This window comes from Streptomyces sp. NBC_00582, from assembly GCF_036345155.1.
Classification (GTDB): domain Bacteria; phylum Actinomycetota; class Actinomycetes; order Streptomycetales; family Streptomycetaceae; genus Streptomyces.
Genome location: NZ_CP107772.1, coordinates 1,256,309 through 1,281,837, shown reverse-complemented (window position 1 = coordinate 1,281,837; position 25,529 = coordinate 1,256,309). Strand labels below are relative to the sequence as shown.

The 25,529-nt window shown below is 72.7% G+C and carries 20 protein-coding genes and 1 pseudogene; 12 read left to right on the top strand and 9 right to left on the bottom strand.

Annotated features, from left to right (window positions below; genetic code table 11):
- Window positions 1-83 precede the first annotated feature (83 nt).
- The 5 genes and pseudogenes from OG852_RS05190 (at window position 84) to OG852_RS05170 (ending at window position 4,271) form a co-directional block, all read left to right on the top strand.
- Window positions 84-596: a MarR family winged helix-turn-helix transcriptional regulator gene (locus OG852_RS05190; protein ID WP_133916637.1), complete on the top strand. Its 513-nt coding sequence runs from the start codon at window positions 84-86 to the stop codon at window positions 594-596.
- 66 nt (window positions 597-662) lie between these two features.
- Window positions 663-901: pseudogene (locus OG852_RS05185) on the top strand (helix-turn-helix domain-containing protein); the annotation flags it as partial.
- Window positions 902-1,000: 99 nt separating this feature from the next.
- Entirely contained in the window at window positions 1,001-1,381 is a 381-nt protein-coding gene (locus OG852_RS05180; protein WP_330347219.1) for a DoxX family protein, read from the top strand.
- The gene (locus OG852_RS05175) at window positions 1,378-1,845 is read left to right on the top strand and encodes a peroxiredoxin (protein WP_133916639.1); all 468 of its coding nucleotides are present in this window, start codon (window positions 1,378-1,380) and stop codon (window positions 1,843-1,845) included. The genes OG852_RS05180 and OG852_RS05175 overlap by 4 nt, the downstream gene beginning before the upstream one ends.
- A gap of 77 nt (window positions 1,846-1,922) precedes the next feature.
- Complete coding sequence (locus tag OG852_RS05170) at window positions 1,923-4,271, top strand: ATP-binding SpoIIE family protein phosphatase (protein WP_133916640.1); 2,349 nt, start codon at window positions 1,923-1,925, stop codon at window positions 4,269-4,271.
- 14 nt (window positions 4,272-4,285) lie between these two features.
- On the opposite strand, the gene OG852_RS05165 is transcribed toward OG852_RS05170, so the two are convergent.
- Window positions 4,286-4,864 (bottom strand): DNA polymerase ligase N-terminal domain-containing protein, encoded by a 579-nt coding sequence (locus OG852_RS05165; protein WP_133916641.1) that lies wholly within the window; start codon window positions 4,862-4,864, stop codon window positions 4,286-4,288.
- Between the two features lie 67 nt (window positions 4,865-4,931).
- The gene (locus OG852_RS05160; protein ID WP_133916642.1) at window positions 4,932-5,762 is read right to left on the bottom strand and encodes an aldo/keto reductase; all 831 of its coding nucleotides are present in this window, start codon (window positions 5,760-5,762) and stop codon (window positions 4,932-4,934) included.
- Window positions 5,763-5,914: 152 nt separating this feature from the next.
- On the opposite strand from OG852_RS05160, the gene OG852_RS05155 reads away from it, so the two are divergent.
- Complete coding sequence (locus OG852_RS05155; RefSeq protein ID WP_133916643.1) at window positions 5,915-6,883, top strand: TauD/TfdA dioxygenase family protein; 969 nt, start codon at window positions 5,915-5,917, stop codon at window positions 6,881-6,883.
- Window positions 6,884-6,990: 107 nt separating this feature from the next.
- Here OG852_RS05155 and OG852_RS05150 read toward each other — a convergent pair whose 3' ends face one another.
- The gene (locus OG852_RS05150) at window positions 6,991-8,025 is read right to left on the bottom strand and encodes an LLM class flavin-dependent oxidoreductase (RefSeq protein ID WP_133916644.1); all 1,035 of its coding nucleotides are present in this window, start codon (window positions 8,023-8,025) and stop codon (window positions 6,991-6,993) included.
- 67 nt (window positions 8,026-8,092) lie between these two features.
- Complete coding sequence (locus OG852_RS05145) at window positions 8,093-9,598, bottom strand: metallophosphoesterase family protein (RefSeq protein WP_133916645.1); 1,506 nt, start codon at window positions 9,596-9,598, stop codon at window positions 8,093-8,095.
- 307 nt (window positions 9,599-9,905) lie between these two features.
- Between OG852_RS05145 and OG852_RS05140 the strand changes: the two genes are divergently transcribed.
- Together OG852_RS05140 and OG852_RS05135 are read left to right on the top strand one after the other, a co-directional pair.
- The gene (locus OG852_RS05140; protein WP_133916646.1) at window positions 9,906-11,009 is read left to right on the top strand and encodes an LLM class flavin-dependent oxidoreductase; all 1,104 of its coding nucleotides are present in this window, start codon (window positions 9,906-9,908) and stop codon (window positions 11,007-11,009) included.
- Complete coding sequence (locus OG852_RS05135) at window positions 11,006-12,391, top strand: NtaA/DmoA family FMN-dependent monooxygenase (protein WP_133916647.1); 1,386 nt, start codon at window positions 11,006-11,008, stop codon at window positions 12,389-12,391. Before OG852_RS05140 ends, OG852_RS05135 begins: the two co-directional genes overlap by 4 nt.
- Here the strand turns inward: OG852_RS05135 and OG852_RS05130 are convergent.
- Entirely contained in the window at window positions 12,366-13,178 is an 813-nt protein-coding gene (locus tag OG852_RS05130) for an MHYT domain-containing protein (RefSeq protein ID WP_133916648.1), read from the bottom strand. The two genes, OG852_RS05135 and OG852_RS05130, sit on opposite strands and share 26 nt — an antisense overlap.
- Window positions 13,179-13,553: 375 nt before the next feature.
- On the opposite strand from OG852_RS05130, the gene OG852_RS05125 reads away from it, so the two are divergent.
- Window positions 13,554-15,956, top strand: coding sequence for a M4 family metallopeptidase (locus OG852_RS05125; protein ID WP_330347218.1), 2,403 nt, complete (start codon window positions 13,554-13,556; stop codon window positions 15,954-15,956).
- Window positions 15,957-16,018: 62 nt separating this feature from the next.
- Here the strand turns inward: OG852_RS05125 and OG852_RS05120 are convergent, their stop codons facing one another.
- Window positions 16,019-17,203: a glycoside hydrolase family 64 protein gene (locus OG852_RS05120; RefSeq protein ID WP_330347217.1), complete on the bottom strand. Its 1,185-nt coding sequence runs from the start codon at window positions 17,201-17,203 to the stop codon at window positions 16,019-16,021.
- Between the two features lie 144 nt (window positions 17,204-17,347).
- Entirely contained in the window at window positions 17,348-18,103 is a 756-nt protein-coding gene (locus OG852_RS05115) for a dienelactone hydrolase family protein (RefSeq protein ID WP_330347216.1), read from the bottom strand.
- A 208-nt stretch (window positions 18,104-18,311) separates the two neighbouring features.
- On the opposite strand from OG852_RS05115, the gene OG852_RS05110 reads away from it, so the two are divergent.
- Window positions 18,312-21,686: a S8 family serine peptidase gene (locus OG852_RS05110; protein ID WP_330347215.1), complete on the top strand. Its 3,375-nt coding sequence runs from the start codon at window positions 18,312-18,314 to the stop codon at window positions 21,684-21,686.
- Between the two features lie 73 nt (window positions 21,687-21,759).
- On the opposite strand, the gene OG852_RS05105 is transcribed toward OG852_RS05110, so the two are convergent.
- Together OG852_RS05105 and OG852_RS05100 are read right to left on the bottom strand one after the other, a co-directional pair.
- The gene (locus OG852_RS05105; protein WP_330347214.1) at window positions 21,760-22,380 is read right to left on the bottom strand and encodes an L-threonylcarbamoyladenylate synthase; all 621 of its coding nucleotides are present in this window, start codon (window positions 22,378-22,380) and stop codon (window positions 21,760-21,762) included.
- 9 nt (window positions 22,381-22,389) lie between these two features.
- Entirely contained in the window at window positions 22,390-23,001 is a 612-nt protein-coding gene (locus OG852_RS05100; RefSeq protein ID WP_330347213.1) for a TetR/AcrR family transcriptional regulator, read from the bottom strand.
- A 65-nt stretch (window positions 23,002-23,066) separates the two neighbouring features.
- Between OG852_RS05100 and OG852_RS05095 the strand changes: the two genes are divergently transcribed.
- A complete protein-coding gene (locus OG852_RS05095; RefSeq protein WP_133916654.1) occupies window positions 23,067-23,540 on the top strand; it encodes a MarR family winged helix-turn-helix transcriptional regulator in 474 nt (157 codons plus the stop codon).
- A 343-nt stretch (window positions 23,541-23,883) separates the two neighbouring features.
- Window positions 23,884-25,377: a helix-turn-helix domain-containing protein gene (locus tag OG852_RS05090; RefSeq protein ID WP_133916655.1), complete on the top strand. Its 1,494-nt coding sequence runs from the start codon at window positions 23,884-23,886 to the stop codon at window positions 25,375-25,377.
- Window positions 25,378-25,529 lie beyond the last annotated feature (152 nt).

Sequence of the window (25,529 nt, the reverse complement as noted above, 5' to 3'; positions counted from 1 at the left end):
CCGGGTCGACGCGCGCCGTACGTGGGGGTCAACGTACACAGTAACTTACTTGAGTTACGCAACAAGATGGTAAAGTGGGGTGCATGTCCACCGAACCGCTCCCCGTGCCCGCCGTCGCCTCCCCGGAAGTGATCGAGATCGAGCGCGCGCTCACCCGGATCACCTATCTGAGCACCCGCGCCCGCCGGCACGACCGGCTGATGGCGCTGGCCGGCGTCCCCCTGGACCGGGCCGCCGTCGCGCTGCTGCGGCAGGTCGCCGACTCCGAGCCGCTGCGGCCGGGCGAGCTGGCCCAGCGCCTGGGGGTGGAGGCCTCCCATGTGACCCGCACGGTGCAGCAGCTCCAGAAGTCAGGCTATGTCACCCGCGTCCCCGACCCCGACGACGGCCGGGCCCAGCGGATCCAGCTCACGGACGCCGGCCGTGAGGCCATCGACCGGGTCCGCGACGCGGGTGCCCGCGGCATGCAGCTCGCCCTGTCCGACTGGACCCCCGAGGAGCTCGGCCAGCTCGCCGCGCTCTTCCACCGCATGGTCGACGACTTCCTGTCCTACGCCGTCGACGAGGAGGGCGAGCAGCCGTCGGTCGGCGCCTGACCGGCTCGCGCAGTCCCCACGGCGGCAGCCAGGCCACCACCGGCAAGAACGGCGGCGGGACCGGGCCCGTCCGCAGCCCACGGCGTCGCCACCGGCACCGGTGAACGCACGCTCAGCCGGCTCTTCCGTCGCGAGCTCGGCATGACCTGTCCCCGGTGGCGCGCCACGCCCTGCCGCTGCCCGCCGACGGCACGCCCGTCACCACGGTCGCCCTGCGCTGCGGCTGGTCCTCGGCCGGCGCCTTCATCGACGTCTTCCGCCGGTCCTTCGGCCGCGCGACCCGGCCGGGTCCCCACCAGCGCCGACGTGCGGGGGAGTTGAGAGATCACCGCTGCCGTACCCCGCCTCCGGAGTCGCTCCTACCGTCCAGTAATGTCGGGCGCCAGGACTTCAGAGGAGGAACCTTGGCCCGGTCCGGACGCTCACCCCTGCTGCTGGCCGGTCTGCTGGCCACCGCGGGCGTGGCCCACTTCGCCGCCCCCCGCTCCTTCGACGCGACGATCCCGCGCGCCCTGCCGGGCTCGCCCAGGGCCTGGACGTACGCCAGCGGCGCCGTCGAGCTGGCGCTGGCGGCCGGACTGGCGGCGCCCCGGACCCGGAAGGCGGCCGCCCTGGCCAGTGCCGCGTTCTTCGTCGGCGTCTTCCCCGCCAACGTGAAGATGGCGTGGGACTGGCGCGACCGTCCCACCCCCCTCAAGGCCGCCGCTCTCGGCCGGCTGCCCCTGCAGGTGCCCCTCGTGCTGTGGGCCCGCAGCGTCGCGAACGGCACGGAAGGACGGTCATGACGAAGACGCTGGAGACCGGCGACAAGGTCGAGGACTTCTCGCTGCCCGACGAGACCGGCACGGTGGTGGCCCTGACGGACCTGCTCGCCGACGGGCCCGTCGTGCTCTTCTTCTATCCCGCCGCCCTCAGCCCCGGCTGCACCGCCGAGGCCTGCCACTTCCGCGACCTCGCGGCCGAGTTCGCCGCGGTGGGCGCCCGGCCCGTCGGCATCAGCGGGGACTCCGTCGACCGCCAGCAGGAGTTCGCCGGCCGCCACACCCTCGGCATGACCCTGCTGTCCGACACGGACGGCAGCGTGCGGGAACTCTTCGGGGTGAAGCGCGGCATCTCCCTCGCGCCCACCAAGCGGGCCACCTTCGTCATCGCCGAGGACCGCACCGTCCTGGAGGTCGTCCGCAGCGAACTGCGGATGAACACCCACGCCGACCGCGCCCTGGAGGCGCTGCGCGCCCACCGCGCCTGACCGCCCCGGAGGCCCCCCGCTCCACGAGCGGCCCCGCGCGGTTGATGCACCCGGGCAAAGGGACCATTCTGGACGACATGGAGCATGTCGTCGCTGCGGCGGTCATCGATGCCCGGGGCATCGTGACGGGCTGGAGCGAGGGTGCCCGTCTGCTGACGGGCCATCCGGCCGAGGAGGCCGTGGGGCGGGCGGCGACCGACCTGCTCGCCGAGGAGCTCCCCCGGCTCCCCGCACCCGGGTGGACACGGCCCGTCGTCGTACGCCACCGCGACGGCCACCCCGTCGCCCTCACCGTCACCGCCTGCCCGGTGCTCGGCCCCGACGGCGAGCCCGCCGGCTGGACCCTCACCGCCGAGCGGCCCTCGGCCCCGGAACCGACCGTCGCGGGGCGCGCCTTCCAGCAGGCGTCCATGTCGATGTCCGTCTTCGACCCCGACCAGCACTATCTGCGACTGAACGAGGTCGCCTGCAAGGTGATGGGCGTGCCCGAGGACGTCCTGCTCGGCCGCCACTTCCCCGACACCGTGGAGGAGGCCGAGCACAGCCGGGGCTTCAACTGGCACCTTCGGCACGTGGCCGAGACCGGCCGCCCGGTCCGCTACGAGAGCTGGACCGGCGCCCCCTCCCTTAACCGGGAGCACGCGTGGACCACCGAGATGTGGCCCGTGCGCGAGCCGTCCGGGGAGGTCGTCGGGGTCGCCCTGGCCGCGTTCGACAGCACCGAGCAGTACCTGGCCCGCCAGCGGCTGGCCCTGCTGAACGAGGCGGCGGCCTCCATCGGCACCACCCTCGACATGGTGCGCACCACCGAGGAGGTCGTCGCCCTCCTCGTGCCGCGGTTCGCCGACTTCGTCAGCGTCGACCTGCTGGACTGGGTCCTCGGCGCCGACGAGCCGCCACCCGTCCCGGACGGTGAGGTCGTGCTGCGCCGCGTCGCCCACGGCTCCGCCCGCGAGGGCACCCCCGAGGCGGCGGTCCGGCTCGGCGAGACCGACGTCCATCCGCCCTTCAGCCCGCCCGCGCGCGCCCTGCGGGAGGGGCGCGCCGTCCGTATCCAGGCGGGCGAGCCCGACTTCATGCGCTGGCTCGTCGAACGCAACACCCGCGACCCCGAGGGCCGCCGCTTCCGCACCGGGGTCCACTCGGTGATCTCGGTGCCCCTGCGGGCCCGGGGCACCACCCTCGGCGTCCTCGTCGGCGTCCGTATCGCGCACCCCGACGACTACGAGGACGACGACGCCGTCTTCGCCGAGGAGCTCGCCAGCCGGGCCGCCGTCTGCATCGACAACGCCCGCCGCTTCGCCCGCGAACGCACCACCGCGCTCGCCCTCCAGCACAGCCTGCTGCCGCGCGGGCTGCCCGGACAGGCCGCCGTCGAGGTCGCCCACCGCTATCTGCCCAGCGGCTCCACCGCCGGCATCGGCGGCGACTGGTTCGACGTGATCCCGCTCTCCGGCAGCCGGGTCGCCCTAGTCGTCGGCGACGTCGTGGGCCACGGCATCCCCTCCTCGGCGACCATGGGCCGGCTCTGCATGGCCGTGCGCACCCTCGCCGACGTGGACCTGCCGCCCGACGAGCTCCTCACCCACCTCGACGACCTGGTCACCCATCTGGCGGGCTACCAGGAGGGCGGCGACGGCGACGAGGTCGCGGAACTGGGCGCCACCTGCCTGTACGCCGTCTACGACCCCGTCAGCCGCCGTCTCGACCTGGCCGCCGCCGGCCACCCCGCACCGGCCCTCCTGCTGCCCGACGGCCGCGCGGAACTGATCCGGATGACCCCCGGCCCGCCCCTCGGCGTCGGCGGACTGCCCTTCGAGGCGGTCGAGCTGGAACTGCCCGAGGGCGCGGTCGTCGCCCTCTACACCGACGGTCTGATCGAGGACCGCGACCGGGACGTCGACCGCGCCACCGGTGAGCTGTGCAGCGCCCTCACCGCGCCGACCGCCACCCTCGACGCCCTGTGCGACACCGTGCTCAAGGCTGTCCTGCCGGAGGAACCCAGCGACGACGTGGCCCTGCTGCTGGCCCGCACCCGCGCCCTCGGCGCCGACCGGGTCGCCACCTGGGACGTGGATCCCGACCCCGCCCATGTCGCCGCCACCCGGCAGGCCGCCACCGAACAACTCGCCGCGTGGGGACTGGAGGAGGCGGCCTTCGTCACCGAACTCGTCGTCAGCGAACTGGTCACCAACGCCATCCGCTACGGCGAACCCCCCATCCGGCTCCGGCTGATCCGCGACCGCAGCCTCATCTGCGAGGTCTCCGACGGCAGTTCCACCTCGCCGCATCTGCGCCGCGCCCACGCCTTCGACGAGGGCGGACGCGGTCTGCTGCTGGTCGCGCAGCTCACCCAGCGCTGGGGCAGCCGGCAGACGGACCGCGGCAAGACGATCTGGGCGGAACAGACCCTCGAACCCGGGTGACCACCGCACGCCCTTCACGCGTCGGCGGCCACCTGGCCGAGGGTCCGTCCGGTGCGCACCGAGCGGGCCCGGCGGGGGTCCGGTGTGTCACGGTGCGCGCGGCCGCCCGACTTGACCAGCAGCCAGGCCTCCTCCTCGTCGCCGGGCCGACCGCCCCGGAAGCGGGTGAGCGCGTACGAGCCGCGCAGCTTCCCGCCGCGCAGCCGGAAGGAGAGATGGCCCCGGCGCAGGGCCTCCCCGACGTCGCGCTCGGCGCCGAGCGGCTCGTACGTGCCCCGGTCCCACACGATCACCGTCCCGCCCCCGTACTCACCCGCCGGGATCACCCCCTCGAAGTCCTCGTACTCCAGCGGATGGTCCTCCGTCGGCACGGCGAGCCGTTTGTCCTTCGGCCGTGCCGAGGGGCCCTTGGGGACCGACCACGACTTCAGGACGTCGCCGACCTGGAGCCGGAAGTCGAAGTGCAGGGTGCGCGCGTCATGGATCTGGACGACGAACCGCGGTCCCCCCGCGCCCCGGGCGTCCTGCCCCGCCGGCTCCCGGGTCCTCGCGAAATCCCGCTTGTCCCGGTACTCCCGCAGCCGCTCGCTCACCGGGTCCTCCTCTCCGCCGGCTCCGGGTACCCCCGCCCCGGCCGGGGCAGTCGGACGGCGAGCGGGCTCAGAACTCCTCGTGGGTCTGCGGATCGCCGCCCAGCCGCCGGTGGGGGCGGTCCGTGAGCGCGCCCAGCTGGGCCGGCCCGAGCTCGAAACCGAACACGTCCAGGTTGGCCCCCTGACGGCCGGCGTCGGCGGACTTCGGGATGGGCACCGCGCCGAGCTGGACGTGCCAGCGCAGCAGGACCTGGGCGGGGGTGACCCCGAGGGCCTCGGAGACCGCGACGACCGTGGGGTCCTCAAGGAGGCCCGAGCCCCGCCCCAGGGGGCTCCAGCTCTCCGTGACGATGCCCTTCGCCTCGTGGAAGGCGCGCAGCTCGTCCTGCGGGAAGAGGGGGTGCAGCTCGATCTGGTTGACCGACGGCAGGACGCCCGTCTCCTTCTCCAGGCGCTCGATGTGCTCGGGCGTGAAGTTCGAGACGCCGATCGAGCGGACCAGACCCTCCTCGCGGAGCTGGATCATGGCCCGCCAGGAGTCGACGTACTTGCCGACCCGGGGGAGCGGCCAGTGGATCAGATAGAGGTCGACGTGGTCGAGGCCCAGCCGGCGGCGGGACTCCTCGAAGGAGGCGAGCGTCTCCTCGTAGCCGTGATGGCGGCCGGGGAGCTTGGTGGTGACCACGAGCTCCTCGCGGGGCACCGCGCCCCGGGCCACGCCGCGGCCGACCCCGGTCTCGTTGCGGTAGTTCGTCGCCGTGTCGATCAGCCGGTAGCCCAGCCCGAGCGCCCCGGCCACCGCCTCCTCCGCCTGCGCGTCGTCCATCGGCCAGGTGCCCAGACCGAGGGCCGGGAGCCTCGTACCGTCGTTGAGCGTGTGCACCGGGATGTCGATCACCGTCTGCCCTTCCCCTGGAACGGGATACGTCACTCCAGCCTCACGGATGAAGGGGGCACGATCAACCGGGCCCGGCCGCAGGCACTGTCGCCAGGGCGGCGGATCGCTGACACGATCTTCATCGAGGACCAGGCGCGACGATCGGAGCGGGCATGACGACGGACTTCGACAGCCAGACGACGGGGGCGGCCGGGGTCGAGGTGAGACCGGTCGCCGGGCACATCGGCGCCGAGATCGAGGGCGTCGACCTGGCCGCGGGCGTCGACGACGCCCAGGTCGCCGTGATCAGGGCGGCCGTGCTGCGCTGGAAGGTGGTGTTCTTCCGCGGACAGCGCCTCGACCACACCGGACACGTGGCGCTCGCCCGCCGCTTCGGCGAACCGGTGGTGCTGCGCAAGCGGGGCAGCGCCTCACCGGCGGACTTCCCGGAGATCGAGACGACCGCCGACCGGCTGGAGCTGGGCGGCGGCTTCGGCATGGAGCACGACGAATGGCTCCGGCGCCGCCGGCACACCCTGCTGCGCGGCTGGCACTGCGACCACGGCGCCCGGATCGACCCGCCGGCCGCGACGATCCTGCGCGCCGAGACGGTCCCTCCCTACGGCGGTGACACCACCTGGTCCAACCTGGCGGCCGCGTACGCCGGACTGTCCGCGCCGGTGAGAGAGTTCGTGGACGGGCTCCGGGCCGAGCACCGCCTCGGCGTCGGTTACCAGCCGCGCCCCGGCGAGGACGCCTACGTCCGTCACCTGCTCGACCACCAGGTGGCCTCGCTGCACCCGCTGGTCAGGGTCCACCCGGAGACCGGCGAGCGGATCCTGTACGTCAACGGCTACTACGTCGAGCAGATCGCCGACGTCTCCCGGGCCGAGAGCCGTGCCCTCCTCGACATGCTGCTGGACCAGGCGGTCCGCCCCGAGTACACCGTCCGCTTCCGCTGGGAGCCCGGCAGCGTGGCCTTCTGGGACAACCGGGCCACCATCCACCTCGCGCCCGGTGACAACGCCCACCTCGGCTTCCCGCGCACCATGCACCGCGTCATGCTCACCGGCGACGTACCCGTGGGTGTGGACGGCAGGCCCTCGCAGCCGATCACCGGCACGGAGCCGGGCCGCTGGTGAGCCTCCCGGCCCGCACGCGGCGCGGGCCGGGCGAGGAACGCCGAGGGCGAAGAAAAGGCGGCGGGCGGCCCGGACCGAGGCGTCGGCGTCCGGTCACGGCCCCCCCGTCACCCGGTGGACGCCGGGCGCCAGCCCAGGGCCGGGCCCAGCCTGGTCGCCATGTCGGTGAGGATCTGTACGTAGTCCTCGTGCTCGAAGGTGAACGGCAGGGCGAAGGCCACCTCGTCGATCTCGCGGAACGCCGCGTGCGCGTGCAGCCGCTCGGCGATCTCCTCCGAGGTGCCGACCAGGTCGGGGGCGAACAGCAGACGGGCCGGCCCCTGCGGGGAACGGGTCCGCGGCAGGCGCGCGGCGGCGAACTCCTCGTACCGGGCGCGCTGCTCCGGCGAGGCGGAATCGGTGGGGACCACCACGAGTCCCTGGGAGACGCGGGCGGCCTCGCCGTCGGGGTGCGCGGCGCGGAAGGCCCGCACGTGGGAGAGCTGGATCTCGGCGAAGTCCCGTGTGTCGTCCGGGCCATCGGCCTTGACGACACTGCTGGTGAGGAAGTTCATGCCGTGCTCCCCGGCCCACCGCGCCGAGCTGACGCTGCCGCCGCCGTACCACAGGCGCCGGCCGAGGCCCGGGGAGTGCGGCTGCACCCGGTCGGAGAACACCTCGAAGCCCTCGACCCCGCTGAAGTCGCTCGCGGACTTCCCCCGCACGAGGTCCAGCAGCCGGCGCACCCGCTCGTAGCCGAAGTCCTCGGCGTCGGCCGTGTCCGGGTACAGGGCGCCCTTGACCTGGTCGTAGTGCATCGGCGGGCCGACGCTCACGCCCGGGTTGAGCCGCCCGCCGGACAGGATGTCGACGGTCGCCAGGTCCTCCGCCAGCCGCAGCGGGTTCTCCCAGCCCAGCGGGATCACCGCGGTGCCGAGCTCGATCCGGCGGGTGCGCTGCGAGGCGGCCGCCAGGACGGCGACGGGGGAGGAGATGCCGTACTGCAGATGGCGGTGGCGCACCCAGGCGCTGTCGAAGCCGAGCCGCTCGCCCAGCTCGATGATCTCCAGCGTGGTCTCGTGCCCCCGGCGCGGGTCGTCCCCGTCGAACAGCCCGATGGTGAGGAAGCCCAGCTTGCGCAACGGGCGTGAGGTGGGGGACACGGGCTCCTCCGGCGGTCGTACGTCAGTGCTGCCCCGATTGTGACAGCCGAACGTTGCGGGCGTGTGATCAGACGAGCGGGATGACGACCTCGTCCTCGACCGGCGGGTTCCGTTCCTGCGCGCGGTTGCCGGTGGCCGCGTGGCAGCGCAGGCGGATCGACTCCGGGGTGACGTCAAGCCGCAGGAAGCACTTGAAGAAGGGCGGGCTGTAGGTCGCCGAGCTCGGCGAGAACAACTGCGTGTAGATCTTGCGCACGGGGAGCCGCAGGCGCCGTCGGCGGCCCGGGCGGCTCCCGGTGCCCAGCAGGCCCGCGATCAGCCGGATCCGCCGGGTCACCCGGACCTGCGGCCCGGGTGCGCGGGTCGCCGGGATGCCGACCCGTTCGGCGACGACCGCCTGCGCCTCGGCCTCGGTGAGGGCGAAGAAGCGGCGCAGCCGCAGCCGGCGGCCGTAGAGCCTGCTGTAGAAGGCGAGGGAGTCGCCGCGCAGCGGGTAGCAGCGGAAGTCCTGCTCGGTGACCCCGGCGATCGACACCCGGGGGATGGTGTGCGTGGCGTGCATGAAGGCCCCGCCGCCGCCCGCCACCACGTACTGCAGGGTGCGACCGTCCGCCAACGTCACCGGATAGCGCTGGTAGTTGTGGATGTCGCCGCCGATCGCGGCGACATAGCGGTGCTCCGGCGCGCGCACGATGTCGTCGACCGTCCCCCCGCCCTCGACGGGGCAGGGGTGGTGCTCACCGTCGACGTACAGCGGCGAGCCGGTGACGAGGATCTTCGGCCGGGGTCCCCGGGACACCTCGCGCAGCCACGCGCCCTGCGCGGCGTCGACGGTGCCGAGCAGACCGGTGTCGATACCGACGATCCGCACCGGTCCGGCGTCGATCGCCCAGTACGGGCCCGGCTGCACGGCCTGTTGGTCCGCGGCCGCACGCAACGCCCGTGCCTCGTCCAGGCGTCGGCCGTCGTGCGGACGCGGCCGGTGCCACAGCAGGGAGCGCAGCCAGGCGCCGGTGAGCGGGCGCGGCGCGGGCCCGGCCGGCGGCGGCGGGGCGTCGTCGCAGAAGACCCGCATGAATCCGCCGAGGTCCTCGTACCAGTCGTGGTTCCCCGGTATCGCGTAGATGGGGGCGCGATAGTCCCGGTACGGGCGGAAGAACTTGGCGCCGTAGTCGTCCGCGGCGCCCACCGGGTAGATGACGTCGCTGGCGAGGACGGTGAACGCGGTGCCCTGACTCACCTTCAGAAACCCTGGCACCACGGCGTATTGCGGTGCGTCGCCCTCTCCCGTGTCGCCGATGACCATGAAGGAGAAACGGTCCGGGTCCGAGCGCCGGATCACCTTGTCGGCGGGCGCCCCGGCCGCGGCGCGCTGCTCCACCCACCGCTCGCGGGTACGGCCCGTGGGATCCCCGAACCAGGAGGCCAGCACCCCGTTGCGGGCCGCCCACAGCATCCTGGGGTCGAGCCATGAGATCTTCTCGACCCGGCCGGGCATCAACTGCCGGTACGCACCGGGTTCCGCCTCGCCCCAGCCGGCGCCCGCCGCGGTTTCACGTGAGGAGTCAGACACGGGGTGCACCGTAACAATCACGCTGCCCGGGGTCCCCGGCCGACCCCGCCTGTTGCGTGTGCATCTAGTGCCCTTGACATCTTCCGGGGACGACCGCGTAGGTTGAAGCGATCGACACGGACGGGGGGAGGCCCCGATGCGCGCATCCCGCACGGCACCGCACGGTGCCGCCACGGGCACGCGCCTGATCGTCCGCCGGCACGTCGACTACTGCCGCACCGCCTCCGCCGTCTGTCCTTCCGCACGCACCTGACCCCCGCCGGCCCGTCGGGCCGGTCGTCTCGTCGTGTCCTCGGAAGGAACCCCCGTGTCCGGTCCTGCCCTGCGGCTCGCCCTCGAACTCGACGGCGACGGCGCCCACCCCGCGGCCTGGCGCCGCGCCGCCCACTCGCCCGACCATCTCCTCACCCCGCGCCGCGTCGCCGAGGTCGGTGCCGCAGCGGAGAACGCCGGGTTCACCCTGCTCACCCTGGAGGACGGCGCCCTGCCGCCCGCCGCCGCGCCCGACGCCGTCGGCCGGATCGGCGCGGTGGAGAGGGCCGCGTTCCTCGCCGCGTCGACCAGTGTCGTCGGGATCGCCCCCGTGATCCCGGTGACGTACGCCGAACCCTTCCACGTCTCCAGCCAGTTGGCCTCCCTCGACCACATCTCCACCGGGCGCGCGGGCTGGGTGGTCGGCGAGGAGGAACGGCCGGAGGCCGCCCGCTCCTGGGGGCGCCCCCTCGTCGCCGGGCCGGACGCCCGGGCCCGCGAGAACCGTGACGGCGTCGACGTGGTCCGCGCGCTGTGGGACTCCTGGGAGGACGACGCCGTCATCCGCTCCGTCGCCACCAGTCGCTACCTGGACCGTGACCGGCTGCACTACGTCGACTTCACCGGGGACACCTTCACGGTCAAGGGCCCGGCGATCGTGCCGCGCCCGCCCCAGGGGCAGCTGGTGGTGCTCGGAAGGCCCGACCGGGTGCCCGCCGCCCTGCTGGACGTGGCGCTGGTCGGCGGACGCGACCTGGCGGAGGTGCGCGCGGCCGCCGCCGCTGCCGGGACGGCCCGGACGTTCGCCGAGGTCGAGATCGCCCTCGACACCGCGCACGCCACGGCCGAGGAACGCCTCGCCGACCTCGCGCAGCACAGCCCCTGGACCGACCGGGGCCGGCTGCGGCACCTCGGCTCGGCCGCCGGACTCGCCACGCTGCTGGCCGAGTTGAGGGGAGTCGTGGACGGCGTACGGCTGCATCCGCTGGTGCTGGACGAGGACCTGCCTGAGCTCTCCCGGCTCGTCCTGCCCCATCTCTTCGAGCGCCGGCACGCCGTACGGCCGCTGCCCGCCGCGACCCTGCGCACCCACCTGGGCCTGGAGCGCCCCGCCAACCGTTACGCGACCGCCGCCGGGGCCCTGGAGGAGACCCGATGACCCGCACCGACCCTCTCGACGTCCCCCGCCCCGACGCCCAGCTGCACTTCGGTGTGTTCTTCCAGGGCGTCAACCACTGGACCGTCTGGTCCGACCCGGCGAGCGGTTCCCAGATCGATCCCGCCAGCTTCCGGCGGGTGGCCCGGACCGCCGAACGGGGCCTGTTCGACGCGTTCTTCCTGGGGGAGGGGCTGCGGCTGCGCGAGGTCGACGGGAAGATCCACGACCTCGACGTCGCCGGACGGCCCGACGCCGTCACCCAGCTCGCCGCGCTCGCCGCGGTCACCGACCGGATCGGTCTGGTGTCCACCTCCAACACCACCTTCAACGAACCCGCCGACCTCGCCCGCCGGCTCTCCGGCCTCGATCTGCTCTCCGGCGGCCGGGCCGGCTGGAACGTCGTGACCACCGACAACGCCTGGACCGGCGCCAACTTCCGGCGCGGCGGCCATCTCGACCACGCCGACCGCTACACGCGCGCCGAGGAGTTCCTCACCGTCGCCCGCGCGATCTGGGACGGCTGGAAGGACGGCGCCGCGACCGGCTCCCCGGGCGCCCCCGCCTGGTCGGCACCCGGCGCCGTACGCCAGGTGAGCCACCGGGGACCGCAGTTCGACGTCGATCTCGCGCCCACCCTGCCGCGCAGTGCGCAGGGCCACCCGGTGATCTTCCAGGCGGGTGACTCCGGAGCCGGACGGGACTTCGCCGCCCGCAACGCGGAGGTCGTCTTCTCCGCGCACGGCAGCGACTTCGACGACGCGCTCGCCTTCGCCGACGACCTCCGCGCCCGCCTCAGGGCCGTCGGGCGGCCCGAGGACGATCTGCGCATCCTGCCCGGCACGGAGATCATCATCGGGGCGACGGAGGAGGAGGCGCTGGAGAAGAAGCGCTGGGTCCGCCTCCAACAGGTCACCCCGGCCACCGCGTTGGGCATCGCGGGGCTGCTGTGGAACCGTGACTTCTCCGACCGCGACGCCGACGGGCCCGTGCCCGCGGAGGACCCGGTGGTCGCCGAGAACGACGGCTCCTTCGGCGCCCGGCGCACCACCGACCCGTACAAGGTGGTCGCCGCCTGGCGGGAGCAGGCGGAGGCCCACGGGTGGTCCCTGCGGGAGACCGTCATCGCGCTCGGACCCCAGCGCGGCCATGTCGGAACCCCGGCCTCGCTCGCCGACCGGTTCGCCCACTGGGTGCGGCACGGCGCGGTCGACGGCTTCAACATCACGCCGTACCTGATCCCGGACGGCCTGGACGACATCGTCGACCTGCTCGTGCCCGAACTGCAGGAACGCGGGGTCTACCCCACCGGGTACGCCGGGACGACCCTGCGCGAGCACCTCGGGCTGCGGGAACCGCTCACCCACCGCTCCACGACCGGCTGACCTGACGCTTCGGAGCATCGGCCCGTTCCTTCGGGGCGGGCCGGTTCCACTCCCCGTCGCCTAGCACGAGCAGCGGGTCGAACATCACCACCACACCGGCGAGCAGCAGGAAGATCACCGGCCCGATCAGCATGGGCAGGAGCAGCGAGGTGGGGGAGTCGCCCGCCCACGACGAGGTCGTGTCGTGCACATGGACGCCGACCGCAGCCATGGCGGTGTAGTGCATCCCGGACACGGCGAGGCCCATCACCAGGCTGGCGGCCAGACTCGTCAGGAAGCCGCGGACCGTGACCGCCGCCCACAGCGCGGCGGTGGCCGCGACGACCGCGATCAGCACCGAGAGGGCGACCAGGAGCGGGTCGTAGGCGATGCTGCCGTCGAGCCGCATCGCCGCCATGCCCAGGTAGTGCATCGCGGCGACCCCCAGACCGGTGACCACCCCCGCGAGCGGGAGCGCTCCGCGGCCGGCGTCCGGGCGGCCGACGAGGAACACGCCGATCCCGACCACGGCGACCGCGACGGCGAGGCTGAGCAGGGTCAGTCCGGGGTCATAGCCGATCCGGGTCTCCCGCACCCGGAAGCCGGTCATCGCGATGAAGTGCATCGTCCAGATGCCACAGCCGATCGACGCGGCCCCCAGCGCCAGCCAACCCGCCCTGAAGGAGTCGGAGTTGACCAGCGACCGCACGATGCAGCGCAGCCCCAGGGCCCCTCCGAGGCATGCCATCAGGTAGGCCGCCACCGGGGTCACGATCCCGTACCGGAAGCCGTCAATCGTGCCTTCCATCGTCAACTCCCCCCGAAGTCACGGATGTTCGTGGAGGATTGTCTACGTGTAAGCAGGGGGTGAGGGCAAGTTCGCCCGGTGTGTCGCCCCATGTGTCCACGGAGTGGGACAGGGAACGTACAGCCGGTTCACAGGCTGGCGGCCTGTGACGGCCCGCGACGGGCCCGGCGCCGAGGGATAACCCTCGAAGCGTCCGGATCGGGCTGACATGTGCCCGTCAAGCCTGCCATTCTCCCACCCAACTACCGCACACCAGCGGCATGTTGCCCCCACCTTGTTCCACGGTCCCGCACAACTCAGCTCGTCCCGGGCAGCACACCCGTCTGCCCGGTCTGTCACCGGCCGTACCCCGCGGCCGCCGCAGTAGGAGAACGAGTGAGATCCAACCCCCGCAAGCGGACCGCGGTCGGAGCAGCCCTGCTCTCCACCGCCGCCCTGCTGGCCCTCGGCGTCCAGTCGGTCCCGGCAGCCGCGAAGCCCGCAGCCCCCCACCCCACCCCCCTGCGCAGCGGCGGCCTCGCCGCCGACGTCACGCCCGCCCAGCGCACCGCGCTCATCAAGGGCGCCCAGGCGAAGACGGAACAGACGACGGAGTCCCTGGGCCTGCCCGCCCAGACGAAGCTCATCGTCAAGGACGTCGTCAAGGACAACGACGGCACCGTGCACACGCGCTACGAGCGCACCTACGCCGGTCTGCCCGTCCTCGGCGGCGACTTCGTCGTGCACACCCCCCCGGCCTCCCTGGCCGCCGGCACCGTGAGCACGACCTTCAACAACAACCGCCGCGCCATCTCGGTCAAGTCGACCAAGGCGACGTACAGCAAGGCCTCCGCCGAGACCAAGGCGCTGAAGCGGGCCCAGGCCCTCGACGCGACGGACCCCGCCACACAGAGCGCCCGCAAGGTGATCTGGGCCGGCGAGGGCACGCCGAAGCTCGCCTGGGAGACGGTGGTCAGCGGCCTCCAGGACGACGGCACGCCGAGCCGGCTGCACGTCGTCACCGACGCCCTGACCGGAGCGAAGCTCTCCGAGTTCCAGGACATCAAGACCGGTACCGGCAACAGCCAGTACAGCGGCACCGTCACCATCGGCACCACGCTGTCCGGGTCGACGTACCAGCTCTACGACACCACGCGCGGCGGCCACAAGACGTACAGCCTCAACAACGGCACGTCGGGCACCGGCACCCTGATGACCGACACCGACGACGTGTGGGGCACCGGATCCGGCTCCAACACCCAGACCGCCGGTGTCGACGCCCACTACGGCGCCCAGGTCACCTGGGACTTCTACAAGAACACCTTCGGGCGCAGCGGCATCAAGAACGACGGCGTCGCCGCCTACTCGCGCGTCCACTACAGCACGGCGTACGTCAACGCCTTCTGGGACGACGACTGCTTCTGCATGACCTACGGCGACGGCTCCGGGAGCACCCACGCGCTGACCTCGCTCGACGTCGCCGGCCACGAGATGAGCCACGGCGTCACCTCCAACACCGCGGGCCTGAACTACTCGGGCGAGCCGGGCGGTCTGAACGAGGCGACCTCGGACATCTTCGGCACGGGTGTCGAGTTCTACGCGGCCAACTCCAACGACGTCGGTGACTACCTCATCGGCGAGGAGATCGACATCAACGGGGACGGCACCCCGCTGCGCTACATGGACCAGCCGAGCAAGGACGGCTCCTCGGCCAACTCCTGGTACTCCGGCGTCGGCAACCTCGACGTCCACTACTCCTCGGGCCCGGCGAACCACATGTTCTACCTGCTCTCCGAGGGCAGCGGCACCAAGACCATCAACGGCGTCACCTACAACAGCCCGACCTCCGACGGCGTCGCCGTCGCCGGTATCGGCCGGGCCGCGGCGCTGCAGATCTGGTACAAGGCGCTGACGACGTACATGACGTCCAGCACCAACTACGCGGGCGCCCGCACCGCCGCCCTGAACGCCGCCACGGCGCTCTACGGCTCCAGCTCCACGCAGTACGCGGGGGTCGGCAACGCCTTCGCCGGCATCAACGTCGGCAGCCACATCACGGTCCCGTCGACCGGCGTCACGGTCACCAACCCGGGCAGCCAGTCCACCACCGTCGGCACGGCGGTCAGCCTGCAGGTCTCGGCCAGCAGCACCAACAGCGGCACCCTGACCTACGCGGCGAGCGGACTGCCCACCGGCCTGTCGATCAGCTCGACCGGTCTGATCTCGGGCACGCCGACCACGGCCGGCACCTACAGCACCACCGTCACGGTGACCGACTCCACCGGCGCCACCGGCACCGCGTCCTTCACCTGGACGGTCAGCTCCTCCGGGGGCGGCGGCTCCTGCACCTCGACGCAGCTGCTGGGCAACAACGGCTTCGAGTCCGGCAACACCACCTGGACGGCGACGAGCGGTGTCATCACCAACTCCAGCAGCCAGGCGGCCCGTACCGGCTCCTACAAGGCCTGGCTCGACGGCTACGGCTCGACCCACACCGACACGCTGTCCCAGTCGGTGACGATCCCGAGCGGCTGCACCAACACCACCTTCACCTTCTACCTCCACATCGACACGGCCGAGACCACCACCAGCACCCAGTACGACAAGCTGACGGTCACCGCCGGGTCGACCACCCTGGCCACGTACTCCAACCTCAACGCGGCCTCCGGGTACGTCCAGAAGTCCTTCAGCCTCGGCTCCTACGCGGGCTCGACGGTGGCGCTGAAGTTCACCGGCGTCGAGGACTCCTCGCTCCAGACCAGCTTCGTCATCGACGACACCGCCGTGACGACCGGCTGATCCGCTCCACCTGACCGACGTCCCGCACGCGGGCTCCCCCCGCGTGCGGGACGTCGTCGTGGTCAGGAGAGCGGATCGAGCGTCAGATACGCCTGGCGCGGCGAGCCGTCGTGGACGAGCGACTCCTGCTGTCCCACGTCGTCGAAGGCGAACGCGTACGCCTTCCCGTCGGCCATGTGCGCGTGGACGGCTCGGGCGTAGTGGTTGGTCACCGCGTCCTGGTAGAAGTGCGCCGCGGTGGTGTCCGGCTGGCTGGGGTTGACCAGGAGCGTGGACCGGTTGAAGCCCGCGCACAGGGTGCGGGAGATCGGCCCGCGCACGGCGTCGTTCGGGGCGTCCAGCAGCCTGTGGCAGCCGAAGACGCTGGCCGCGTCCGGCTTCTGGAAGCGGGTGACGACCGTGCCGGAGGCGTCCGTGAAGTTCATGACCCCGCCCGCGACCCGGCCGTAGTACCTCGTGCCGGGCTGATCGGCGTACGGCGTCACGGTCAGCGTCGTGGTCGTGTACTTCTGCCAGACCCGGTTGACGTAGTCGTCCATGACGTTCGCCGCGAGGGCGCCGGTCTCCACGCCGTACAGCGGCGAGAGCGCGCGCAGGACCGTACCGTCGGAGCGCGTCTGGATCAGGTTCGCCCAGCCGCCGGACCGCGCGCGCAGATCCGCGAGGACCGCGTTGTAGCCGCCCGCCTCGAGGTGCCCGGTGCTGACCGTGCTGCCGTCGGCGCGCTGCACACCCACCGCGTACGGCGCGGAGAACATGTCGACCTGGGTGCTGTTCAGCCAGAGCCCGGAGCCGTCGAGGGTGTACTCGGACCAGTTGAAGAGGATGTTCCGGTTGGGGTCGCTCGGGTTCTGCACGGCCGGCTGCACCAGTCCGCCGGTGGTCAGCTTGAACACGAGCCGCTGGCCGTACGAGAAGTAGATCCGGCCGGAGAACCTGGGGATCCGGATGGTGGTCGACTGCCCGGCCGCCGGACCGGGGATGGAGGCGTCCGGTGCCGGGGTGGGCGGGTTGCCCCCGGCGGGCCACGCGTGGAAGGTGCCGCCGGCGTCCGCCCAGCCCTGCTGACCGGTCGTCAGGAGGGTGCCGAGGTTGTAGACGTACAGGGCCTCGCCGCGGCCCGAGTTGTTGGTGATCTTCAGGGGGATGGTGTCGGGGACGGCGGCCCGGGCCGGTGGCCCCAGGGTGAGCAGCGCGCCGACGAGCGCGACCGTCGCGAGCAGTGCCGTGGTGATACGGGTGAGCACTCTCCACCTCCGTGCGGGTAGGCCTGTGGGGTTGGTCCATACCTTCTTGAGAGCGCTCTCAAAGTGGCACCGAGATGTGCCCATGTCAACGAAACGGACGGAAGAGGGTGCCCGGGGCCGCGCGGCCCCGGGCACCCTCTTCGCTCAGAAGGTCCGCTTCAGCAGGTCCAGCAGCGCCGCCCAGTGCCGCTCCGCCGCCTCCTCGCCGTACGCGGAGGTGTCGGCCTGGGTGTAGCCGTGGTGCGCGCCCTCGTAGACCTCGCAGGTGTGCCGCACCCCGGCCGCGGTCAGGGCGTCCTCCAGCCGCTGGATCTGCTCGGGCGGCAGGGAGTGGTCCTGGTCGGCGTGGCCGAAGTAGAGCTCGGCGGTGATCCGGTCGGCCACCAGATGGGGGCTGTCGGGCGCGTCGGTCGCGAGCCGTCCGCCGTGGAAGCCCGCCGCGGCCGCGACCCGCTCGGGGTGGGTGCCGGCGGTCAGCAGGGAGAGCCGCGCGCCCATGCAGTACCCGGTGAGCGCGACCGGCCCCTCGGCGACCAGCGGGCTCTCCTCCAGCCAGCGCAGATAGGCGCCCGCGTCCCGCATGGCCAGGTCGTTCGTCAACGCCTGCATGATCGGCATCAGACTGCCGAAGATCTCCGGCCGCGCGGCCGGATCGATGAACTCCGGCATCTCCACGACCGGGGCGCGTCCGTGACGGTAGAACACATTGGGCACCAGCACCGTGTAGCCGTGCGAGGCGAGCCGGTCGGCCATCGCCTTCAGATGCGGGCGCAGTCCGAAGGCGTCCTGGAACAGCAGCACGCCCGGCCGGGGCGTCCCGTCGCCCGGATGGGAGAGATAGGCGTCCGCGACGCCGTCCTCGGTGGGGATGTCCACGGCTGTTCCCTCTACGGAGGTCATGGGGGGTGCCTCTCTGCGCGGTTCACGTGTGCGGCGGAACTCATCGTTGCACGCACCACCGAACCGCCTCCGCCGCCCCCCGCCCGGCCGCCGTTGCCGTTCCGTTATCCGTCGGTCCAGGCGCGGTCACAACGCGACTGCACCCTCGTACACCGTGATCATGAGCGGCCTTCCCGCGGCTTTCTCCGAGATGAGACAGGTGACCAGCATGTCCGGATCCCCCAGCAGAGGCTTACGCGTGGCGGCGGTGATCGCCATGGCCGTCGTCCTGGCCGCGACCGGCACACCGGTCATGAGCCAGACCTTCGCGGCGGCCGCCGACGCGGCGGCCGCCGCGAAGAGCGCACGGACGGTGACGCTGATCACCGGTGACACGGTGTCGGTCGCCCCGGACGGTTCCGTCGCCGCTGTCCAGCGGGCCGAGGGGCGCGAGAAGGCCTCGTTCCAGGTCCGCAGGATCGACGGGCACACCTACGTCATTCCCGGCGACGCCGCGCTGCCGACCGTCCAGGGCAAGCTCGACCGGCGGCTGTTCGACGTGACGCGGTTGCTGGCGGACGGCTACGCCGACAAGAACGGCTCCGACCTGCCGCTCATCGTCACCTACACCGGGAGCGAGACCCCCGCCGCGAGCGCCTTCCGCCCCGCACGCGCCAAGGTGAGCAGGACGCTCGACGAGGTCAACGGTGTGGCGCTGCGCGCCGACCGGCGCGGGGGTGCCGCGTTCTGGGAGACCTTCACCGACGGCGGCGACCACGGCGAGGGCACGGCACGCCTGGCCGGCTCACCGGCGGTGAAGAAGGTCGAGAAGGTCTGGCTGGACGGCAGACGCCAGGTCAGCCTGGACCGGAGCGTGCCCCAGATCGGCGCGCCGACCGCCTGGGACGCCGGATTCGACGGCACGGGCGTCAAGGTCGCCGTCCTGGACACCGGTGTGGACCGTGGCCATCCCGACCTGGCGGGCCGGGTGATCGCCCACCGGAACTTCTCCGATCCCGCCTCCGAGGACACCGTCGACGCCAACGGCCACGGCACCCATGTGGCCTCCACCATCGCCGGTACGGGCGCCGAGTCGCAGGGCAGGTACAAGGGCGTCGCTCCGGGGGCGCGCATCCTGGACGGCAAGATCCTCGACGACCGGGGGTACGGCTGGGACTCCGACATCATCGCGGGCATGGAGTGGGCGGTCGCCGAGGACGCCGACATCGTCAGCATGAGCCTGGGCGGCACCGACACCCTGGGCGTCGACCCGCTGGAGGAGACCGTCAACCGTCTCTCCGCCACGACGGACACCCTGTTCGTCATCGCCGCGGGCAACGCGGGCTACGCCGGTGAGAGCACCGTCGGATCGCCCGGCAGCGCCGAGTCCGCGCTGACGGTGGGCGCGGTGGACAAGGACGACCAGCTCGCCGACTTCTCCAGCCGGGGGCCGCGCGTCGGGGACGGCGGGCTCAAGCCGGACCTGACCGCGCCGGGTGTCGACATCACGGCCGCGGCCTCCACCACGAGCGAGATCGAGGACCACTACCCCTCCGGGACGCCCGGCTACGCCACGCTGAGCGGCACCTCGATGGCCACCCCGCACGTCGCCGGCGCCGCCGCCCTCCTGGCGCAGGAGCACCCGGACTGGACCGGTGAGCGGATCAAGGCGGTGCTGACCGGCTCGACCGAGCCCGGCCCGTACAGCGCGTACCAGCAGGGCACCGGCCGCACCGACGTGGCGCGGGCGATCGGGCAGACCGTCGTCGCCGAGAACGGCCCGATCAGCTTCGGCCGCCCCGCGTGGCCGCACACCGACGACCAGCCGGTGAACAAGGAGATCACCTACCGCAACCTCGGCACCGAGCCGGTCGTCCTGGACCTGTCGATGGAGGCGCTCGGGGTGGACGGGAAGCCCGCCCCCGAGGGCCTGTTCGACCTCTCGGCGCGGCAGGTGACCGTCCCCGCGGGCGGTACGGCGAGCGTCACGGTGACCGCCGACACCCGGGTCGGCGGCGAGGTGTACGGGTCCTGGGGCGGCTCGGTGACCGCGGCCTCGGCCGACGGCGCGACCTCGGTGCGCACCGCCTTCGGTGTGGAGCGCGAGGCCGAGTCGTACAACCTGACCATCAGGCAGCTCGACGACGAGGGCAAGCCGTCCGGCAACGGCTACACGATGATCGACGGCCGGGACCGCGCCTACACCGGCGACCTGGCCGAGTCGGACGGCGAGGCCACCATTCGCCTGCCGAAGGGCAGCTACGCCCTCACCGGGATTCTCGGCGGGGCCGACGAGTCCGCCGCGGACTCGTACTTCCTCGCTCCGGCCGTGGAACTGGACAAGGACACCACGATCGTCATGGACGCCCGCGAGGCCGAGTCCACGCGGATCACCGTGCCCGACGCCGAGGCGAAGAGCACCCACGCCCAGCTGATGCCGGGCTACACGAACACGGACGGGACGGCCCTCGAGACCATCTCCGTCTTCGCCTTCCCCGACTTCCGGAGCTTCAAGGTCGGGCAGATCGGCGACAGGACGCCGAAGGACGAGGCGTACGCCCAGTACAGCGGCTTCTGGTCGCGCGAGGACGCCGACGGGCGCACCGTGACCTACCGCATGGCGTGGAACCGCACGGGTTCGCTCGGGGGCTTCACCGCCGACGTCCGGCGGGAGGACCTCGCCAAGATCGACATGACGTTCGGCACACCCCTGCCGGACACCGGCGTGGTCTTCGCGATGCCCTACTCGCCCGACGAGCGGATCGCGGCCGACTTCAGCACCCCCGTCTGGCGGAACCTGCCGCAGCGGACCACCGAGTACATCCTCGGCAACGGCGTGAAGTGGGGGTACGCCGCCGAGCAGTGGAACGCGCTGTCCTCGCTGCAGGGGCAGTTCAGGGCGTACGAGCCGGGCAGGAGCTACACCAAGAGGCTCGACATCGGTGTCTTCGGCCCGTCCCTGCCCCCGGCCACGGGGGAACCGACGGATCTGTCTCCCGGGCTGGCGCGGCGGGGGAACACGGTCAGCGCGGTCCTGCCCCTGTTCGGCGACGGCGAAGGGAACGTGGGGTCCAGCCCCTTCACGCTGGACGCCTCGCTCCGCGCCGACGGCGAGGAGATCCCCGGCGACGGCGATCCGACGTACCGGGGCACCTACACCGTTCCCGCGGAGGCCCACCGGTACGAGCTGAGCCTCGACGCGACCCGGGACCCCGAGCTGTTCCCGGTCAGCACCCGGGTGCGGGCGCGGTGGACGTTCCGCTCGGCGCAGGTGGCCGACGACAGCTGGACGAGGCTGCCGCTGTCCGTGGTCCGGTTCTCCCCCGAGCTGTCGCCCAGCAGCACCGCCCGGGCGGGCGAGCGGTTCGAGGTGCCCTTCACGGTGGAGGGCGCGGCCGGCCGGCGCACCGTCAAGAAGCTGACGTTCGAGGTGTCGTACGACGAGGGCGGGACCTGGACGCCGGCGCGGACCGTGCGCGGCGACCGTCTGGCGCTGAAGCACCCGGCGCAGCCGGGCACCGTCTCCCTGCGGGTCAAGCTGACCGACCGTGACGGCAACACCCTGGTCCAGACGGTGGACCGGGCCTACCTCACGGTCCGGTAGGGCGGACGACCGCACGGCGTGTCCGGGACCGCTTCCCGTCCCGGACACGCCGTTCCCGTCGTCGGCCGCGGGCTCACTCGAACCGCGAGGTGTCCCCGGCCCCGTGCCGGACGATCACCGCCTCGCCCTCGGAGAAGTCGATGACCGTGGTCGGCTCGGTGCCGCAGTCCCCGGAGTCGACCACCCCGTCCACCACGTGATCGAGCTGGTCCTTGATCTCCCAGCCCTGTGTCATCGGCTCCTCCTCGCCGGGCAGCAGCAGCGTGCTCGACAGCAGGGGCTCGCCGAGCTCGGTGAGCAGCGCCTGGGTGACGACGTGGTCCGGGATGCGCACGCCCACGGTCTTCTTCTTCGGGTGCTGGAGCATGCGCGGCACCTCCCTCGTCGCGGGGAGGATGAAGGTGTAGCTGCCCGGCGTCGTCGCCTTGATCGCGCGGAACACGTCGTTGTCCACCCGCACGAACTGCCCGAGCTGGGCGAAGTCCTGGCATACGAGCGTGAAGTGGTGCCGGTCGTCCAGTTTGCGGATGGCCCGGATCCGGTCGATGCCGTCCTTGCTGCCCAGCCGGCAGCCCAGCGCGTAGCAGGAGTCCGTCGGGTACGCGATCAGCGCGTCCTCCCGGATCGCCTGCGCGACCTGCGCGATGGTACGCGCCTGGGGGTTGTCGGGGTGCACGTCGTAGTACTTGGCCATTGGCCGAGCTTATTCCGTCGGCGGGACCGGTTCCGCCGGGCGGCCCAGGAGGTGCACCCAGCTTTCCGTGAGCAGGCCGAGCGCGGTGTCCGGTTCGCTCTGCCAGCCGTGGCGCATCCAGTGCCGGGCCAGCCGGTCGAGCTGGGTGAGCGCGAGGAAGCCCCGCATGCGGCGGGAGCCCGGATCGAACCGGCCGGCCCGGTCGAGGGCGGCCTGGATGTCGGCGACCAGCCCGTCGAACCGGCCCTCGACCAGCTCCCGTACCTCCCCGTCCACGGCCGCCGCCTCCTCCGCGGCGAGGACGTACGGCCGGATCCGGGGCCAGCCCTCGGCCGCCGCGCCCAGCCAGGCGCCGATGGCGTCCCGCCCGCCGTCGCGCACGACGCCGACGAGCGCCTCGGTGTCCTCGGCGGTCAGCTCCGCCAGCTCGCCGCAGAGCGCCTTCATCAGGTCCGTGCGGGAGGGGAAGTACGCGTAGAAGGTCACCCGGGTGGTGCCCGCGGCCCGCGCGATGTCGTCGACGGTGGTCCGCGCGTAGCCGCGCGTCCCGAACAGCTCCAACGCCGTCGACAGCAGCAGCCGACGGGTCATCTCCTTCTGGGCGGCACGCAGACGGGCCACGGTCACATCGTACGCCGGAAACAGGTCTGTTGACATAGGTATCTCTGCATACTTATCCTCGCTGCATGTCCGACCTCGGCGCACCCTCCGGGAGCATCGACCGCGTGGCCTCCCGCCTCGCGGCCTGCCTCCCCGCGCTGCACCGGAGCCTGGACCGCCGTGTGGCGGCCACCCACCCGCACCCCAAGCCCCCCGAGGGGCAGCTCCTGCTGCTGAAGTTCGTCGCCCAGCAGGAGGGTGCCACCGTGCGCGAGGCCGCCGAGGCCCTGCTGATGAAGCCCAACAACGTCAGCGCCCTCGTCTCCCAGCTCACCGAGGCGGGTGAGCTGGAGCGCCGGCGGGACAGCGCCGACAAGCGCGTCGCCCACCTGTATCTGACGGCGACCTCGCGCACCCGCCTCGCCGAGGTCCGCGACCTCGAGACGGCCTGTCTCACCGAGGCCCTGCTGGCCCTCACCGACGGCGAGCTGGACACCCTCGGCTCCGCGCTGGGCGCGCTCACCTCACTCGCCCGGAACCTGCACAGCGCCGCGCACTGAGCGCCGCCTGCGACGCCCGCCCGCCTTCCGTGTCACCCTCACCTCCTTCACCTGCCTCGCAGAACCCTGCACAGACAAGGTGGCCAGGTAGTAGGTGCGCCGGCCGAAGCGGTCGCCGAGCTTGCCGCCCAGGATGAGGGTGAGCCAGGGTACGCCCGCCGAAGTGCTCGCCGCCCTGGGCCTCCGCTCCTCCACCCCCGCCGACTGAGACCGGCCCCCCGGCCGCGCGAGATTCCCGCTCGGGCCGACCGAGGTCGGCCCCGCCGATCGGGTGAGGTAACGTCCCCGACCGAAATGACGGGATCGGCCGCAGGGGGCCGGCCGGGACGAGGAGAGCGCGCGCATGGCCGGCCGGGACGACGGGAACCGCCAGACCGAGGCGACGGGCGGCGCGGACTCCACATGGGCGCATGAGCTCCTGGACCACCTGCGCCCCGCCGGCTCCGGCGTCCGCAGGATCGTCGGCTGGCTGGCCACGACCCTCGACGCGACGGTGTCCCTGCTGGACCGGACCGGCGCCCCGCTCGCCGGAGAACCGATGCGGCTGGACGACGACCTCTTCGGCGACCTCGTCTGCGGCCGCCTCGCCTCCGCCGCCTGGGAGGGCGACGGCCGCCATCTGCGGCTCGTCAGGGTCGAGCTCCCCGGGCCCGGCACGGCCGGTGTCCTCGCCGTCAGCCGGACCGCCCCCTACGACCGGCGCGCCGCCGACATCCTCCAGCGCAGCGCGAGCGTCCTGGAACTGCTGCTGCGCGCCCAGCAGACCGTGGCCACCGGCGACCGCCTCGCCCGCGCCACCGCCGACCTGCGCCTGGCGATCCTGCAACTGCTCATGGTCGAGGACATCGTCTCCGCCCGCCGGGTCGCCGCCGGACTCTGGCCCGGTCTGCTCGACACCGACACCGCCTGCGTCTACGTCGTCGAGACCGCCGCCGCCGACCGCGACCGCCTCGCCGAGGCCTGCGTCGAGGCCACCCGCGACGAGGCCCTCGTCGTGCGCTGCCCCGCCATGGACGGCCATGTCATCGTCGTCGTCCCGGACGACACCACGGCCTCCGCCCTGCGCGCCGTGTGCCGGCGCACCCCCGACGCCCTGCTCGGCGGCAGCGCCCGCCAGGGCCTCGCCGGCACCGCCAGCGCCTACGGCCAGGCCGTCAGCGCCCTCGCCGTCGCCCGCTTCCGCCCCGACCACACCGCCGTCTACGCCGAACGCACCCACCCCGAACGCCTGATGGACCCGGACGTCCTGCGCTCCTGGACCACCCGGCTGCTGCGCCCCCTCGACGCCCTGCCGCACCACACCCGCGCCGAACTCCTCGCCACCACCCGGCTCGGCCTGGAGTTCACCGCCGTCAGCGCGGCCAAGGTGCTCGGCGTCAGCCGCAACACCGTCCGCGCCCGCATGGAACGCGTCGAGAACCTGCTCGGCACCGACTTCTCCGACCTCACCGTCCGGGCCACCGTCCATCTGGCCCTCAACACCCAGGTCGCCCTCGCCGAGGACACCGCGGGCCGCCCGGCCGCCCCCGCACGGCTCGGCGACCTGCTCACCGGCCCCGCCCTCGGCACCTGGGCCCGGGACCTGCTGGCCCGCCTGGACACCGACGGCCGGGACCTGCGCCGCACCCTGCGCGCCTGGATCGCCGCCGGCGGCAACGCCGAGCGCGCCGCGCAGCTCCTCGGCGTACACGCCCAGACCGTGCGCGAGCACGTCCGCAGCGCCGAACCCGTCCTTGAACGCCAGCTCCTCGCCTCCGGCAGCGATCTCTACGAGGTCGTCCTCGCCCACCTCGCGACCCGTGAACTCGACCAGCCCGACCTGCCCGGGGACCGCTGACGGGCCGGGGAATCGGGCCATCCGGACGCACCTGTGCACAAGTGAGTCCTCGGCGCCCGCGAACGGGCATCGCCGCGATTCACAAGCCCGTCATCAGGCACGTAGGTTCGAAGGACCGCGGGGGCGCGACCGGCACGGGGGACTGGTCGCAC

Excerpts from the sequence above, each read along its gene's own strand:
- OG852_RS05175 (WP_133916639.1), top strand. The coding sequence starts at position 1,378 with ATGACGAAGACGCTGGAGACCGGCGACAAGGTCGAGGACTTCTCGCTG.
- OG852_RS05190 (WP_133916637.1), top strand. The coding sequence starts at position 84 with ATGTCCACCGAACCGCTCCCCGTGCCCGCCGTCGCCTCCCCGGAAGTG.
- OG852_RS05155 (WP_133916643.1), top strand. The coding sequence starts at position 5,915 with ATGACGACGGACTTCGACAGCCAGACGACGGGGGCGGCCGGGGTCGAG.
- OG852_RS05095 (WP_133916654.1), top strand. The coding sequence starts at position 23,067 with ATGTCCGACCTCGGCGCACCCTCCGGGAGCATCGACCGCGTGGCCTCC.
- OG852_RS05115 (WP_330347216.1), bottom strand. The coding sequence starts at position 18,103 with ATGACCTCCGTAGAGGGAACAGCCGTGGACATCCCCACCGAGGACGGC.
- OG852_RS05135 (WP_133916647.1), top strand. The coding sequence starts at position 11,006 with ATGACCCGCACCGACCCTCTCGACGTCCCCCGCCCCGACGCCCAGCTG.
- OG852_RS05130 (WP_133916648.1), bottom strand. The coding sequence starts at position 13,178 with ATGGAAGGCACGATTGACGGCTTCCGGTACGGGATCGTGACCCCGGTG.
- OG852_RS05090 (WP_133916655.1), top strand. The coding sequence starts at position 23,884 with ATGGCCGGCCGGGACGACGGGAACCGCCAGACCGAGGCGACGGGCGGC.
- OG852_RS05105 (WP_330347214.1), bottom strand. The coding sequence starts at position 22,380 with ATGGCCAAGTACTACGACGTGCACCCCGACAACCCCCAGGCGCGTACC.
- OG852_RS05170 (WP_133916640.1), top strand. The coding sequence starts at position 1,923 with ATGGAGCATGTCGTCGCTGCGGCGGTCATCGATGCCCGGGGCATCGTG.
- OG852_RS05110 (WP_330347215.1), top strand. The coding sequence starts at position 18,312 with ATGTCCGGATCCCCCAGCAGAGGCTTACGCGTGGCGGCGGTGATCGCC.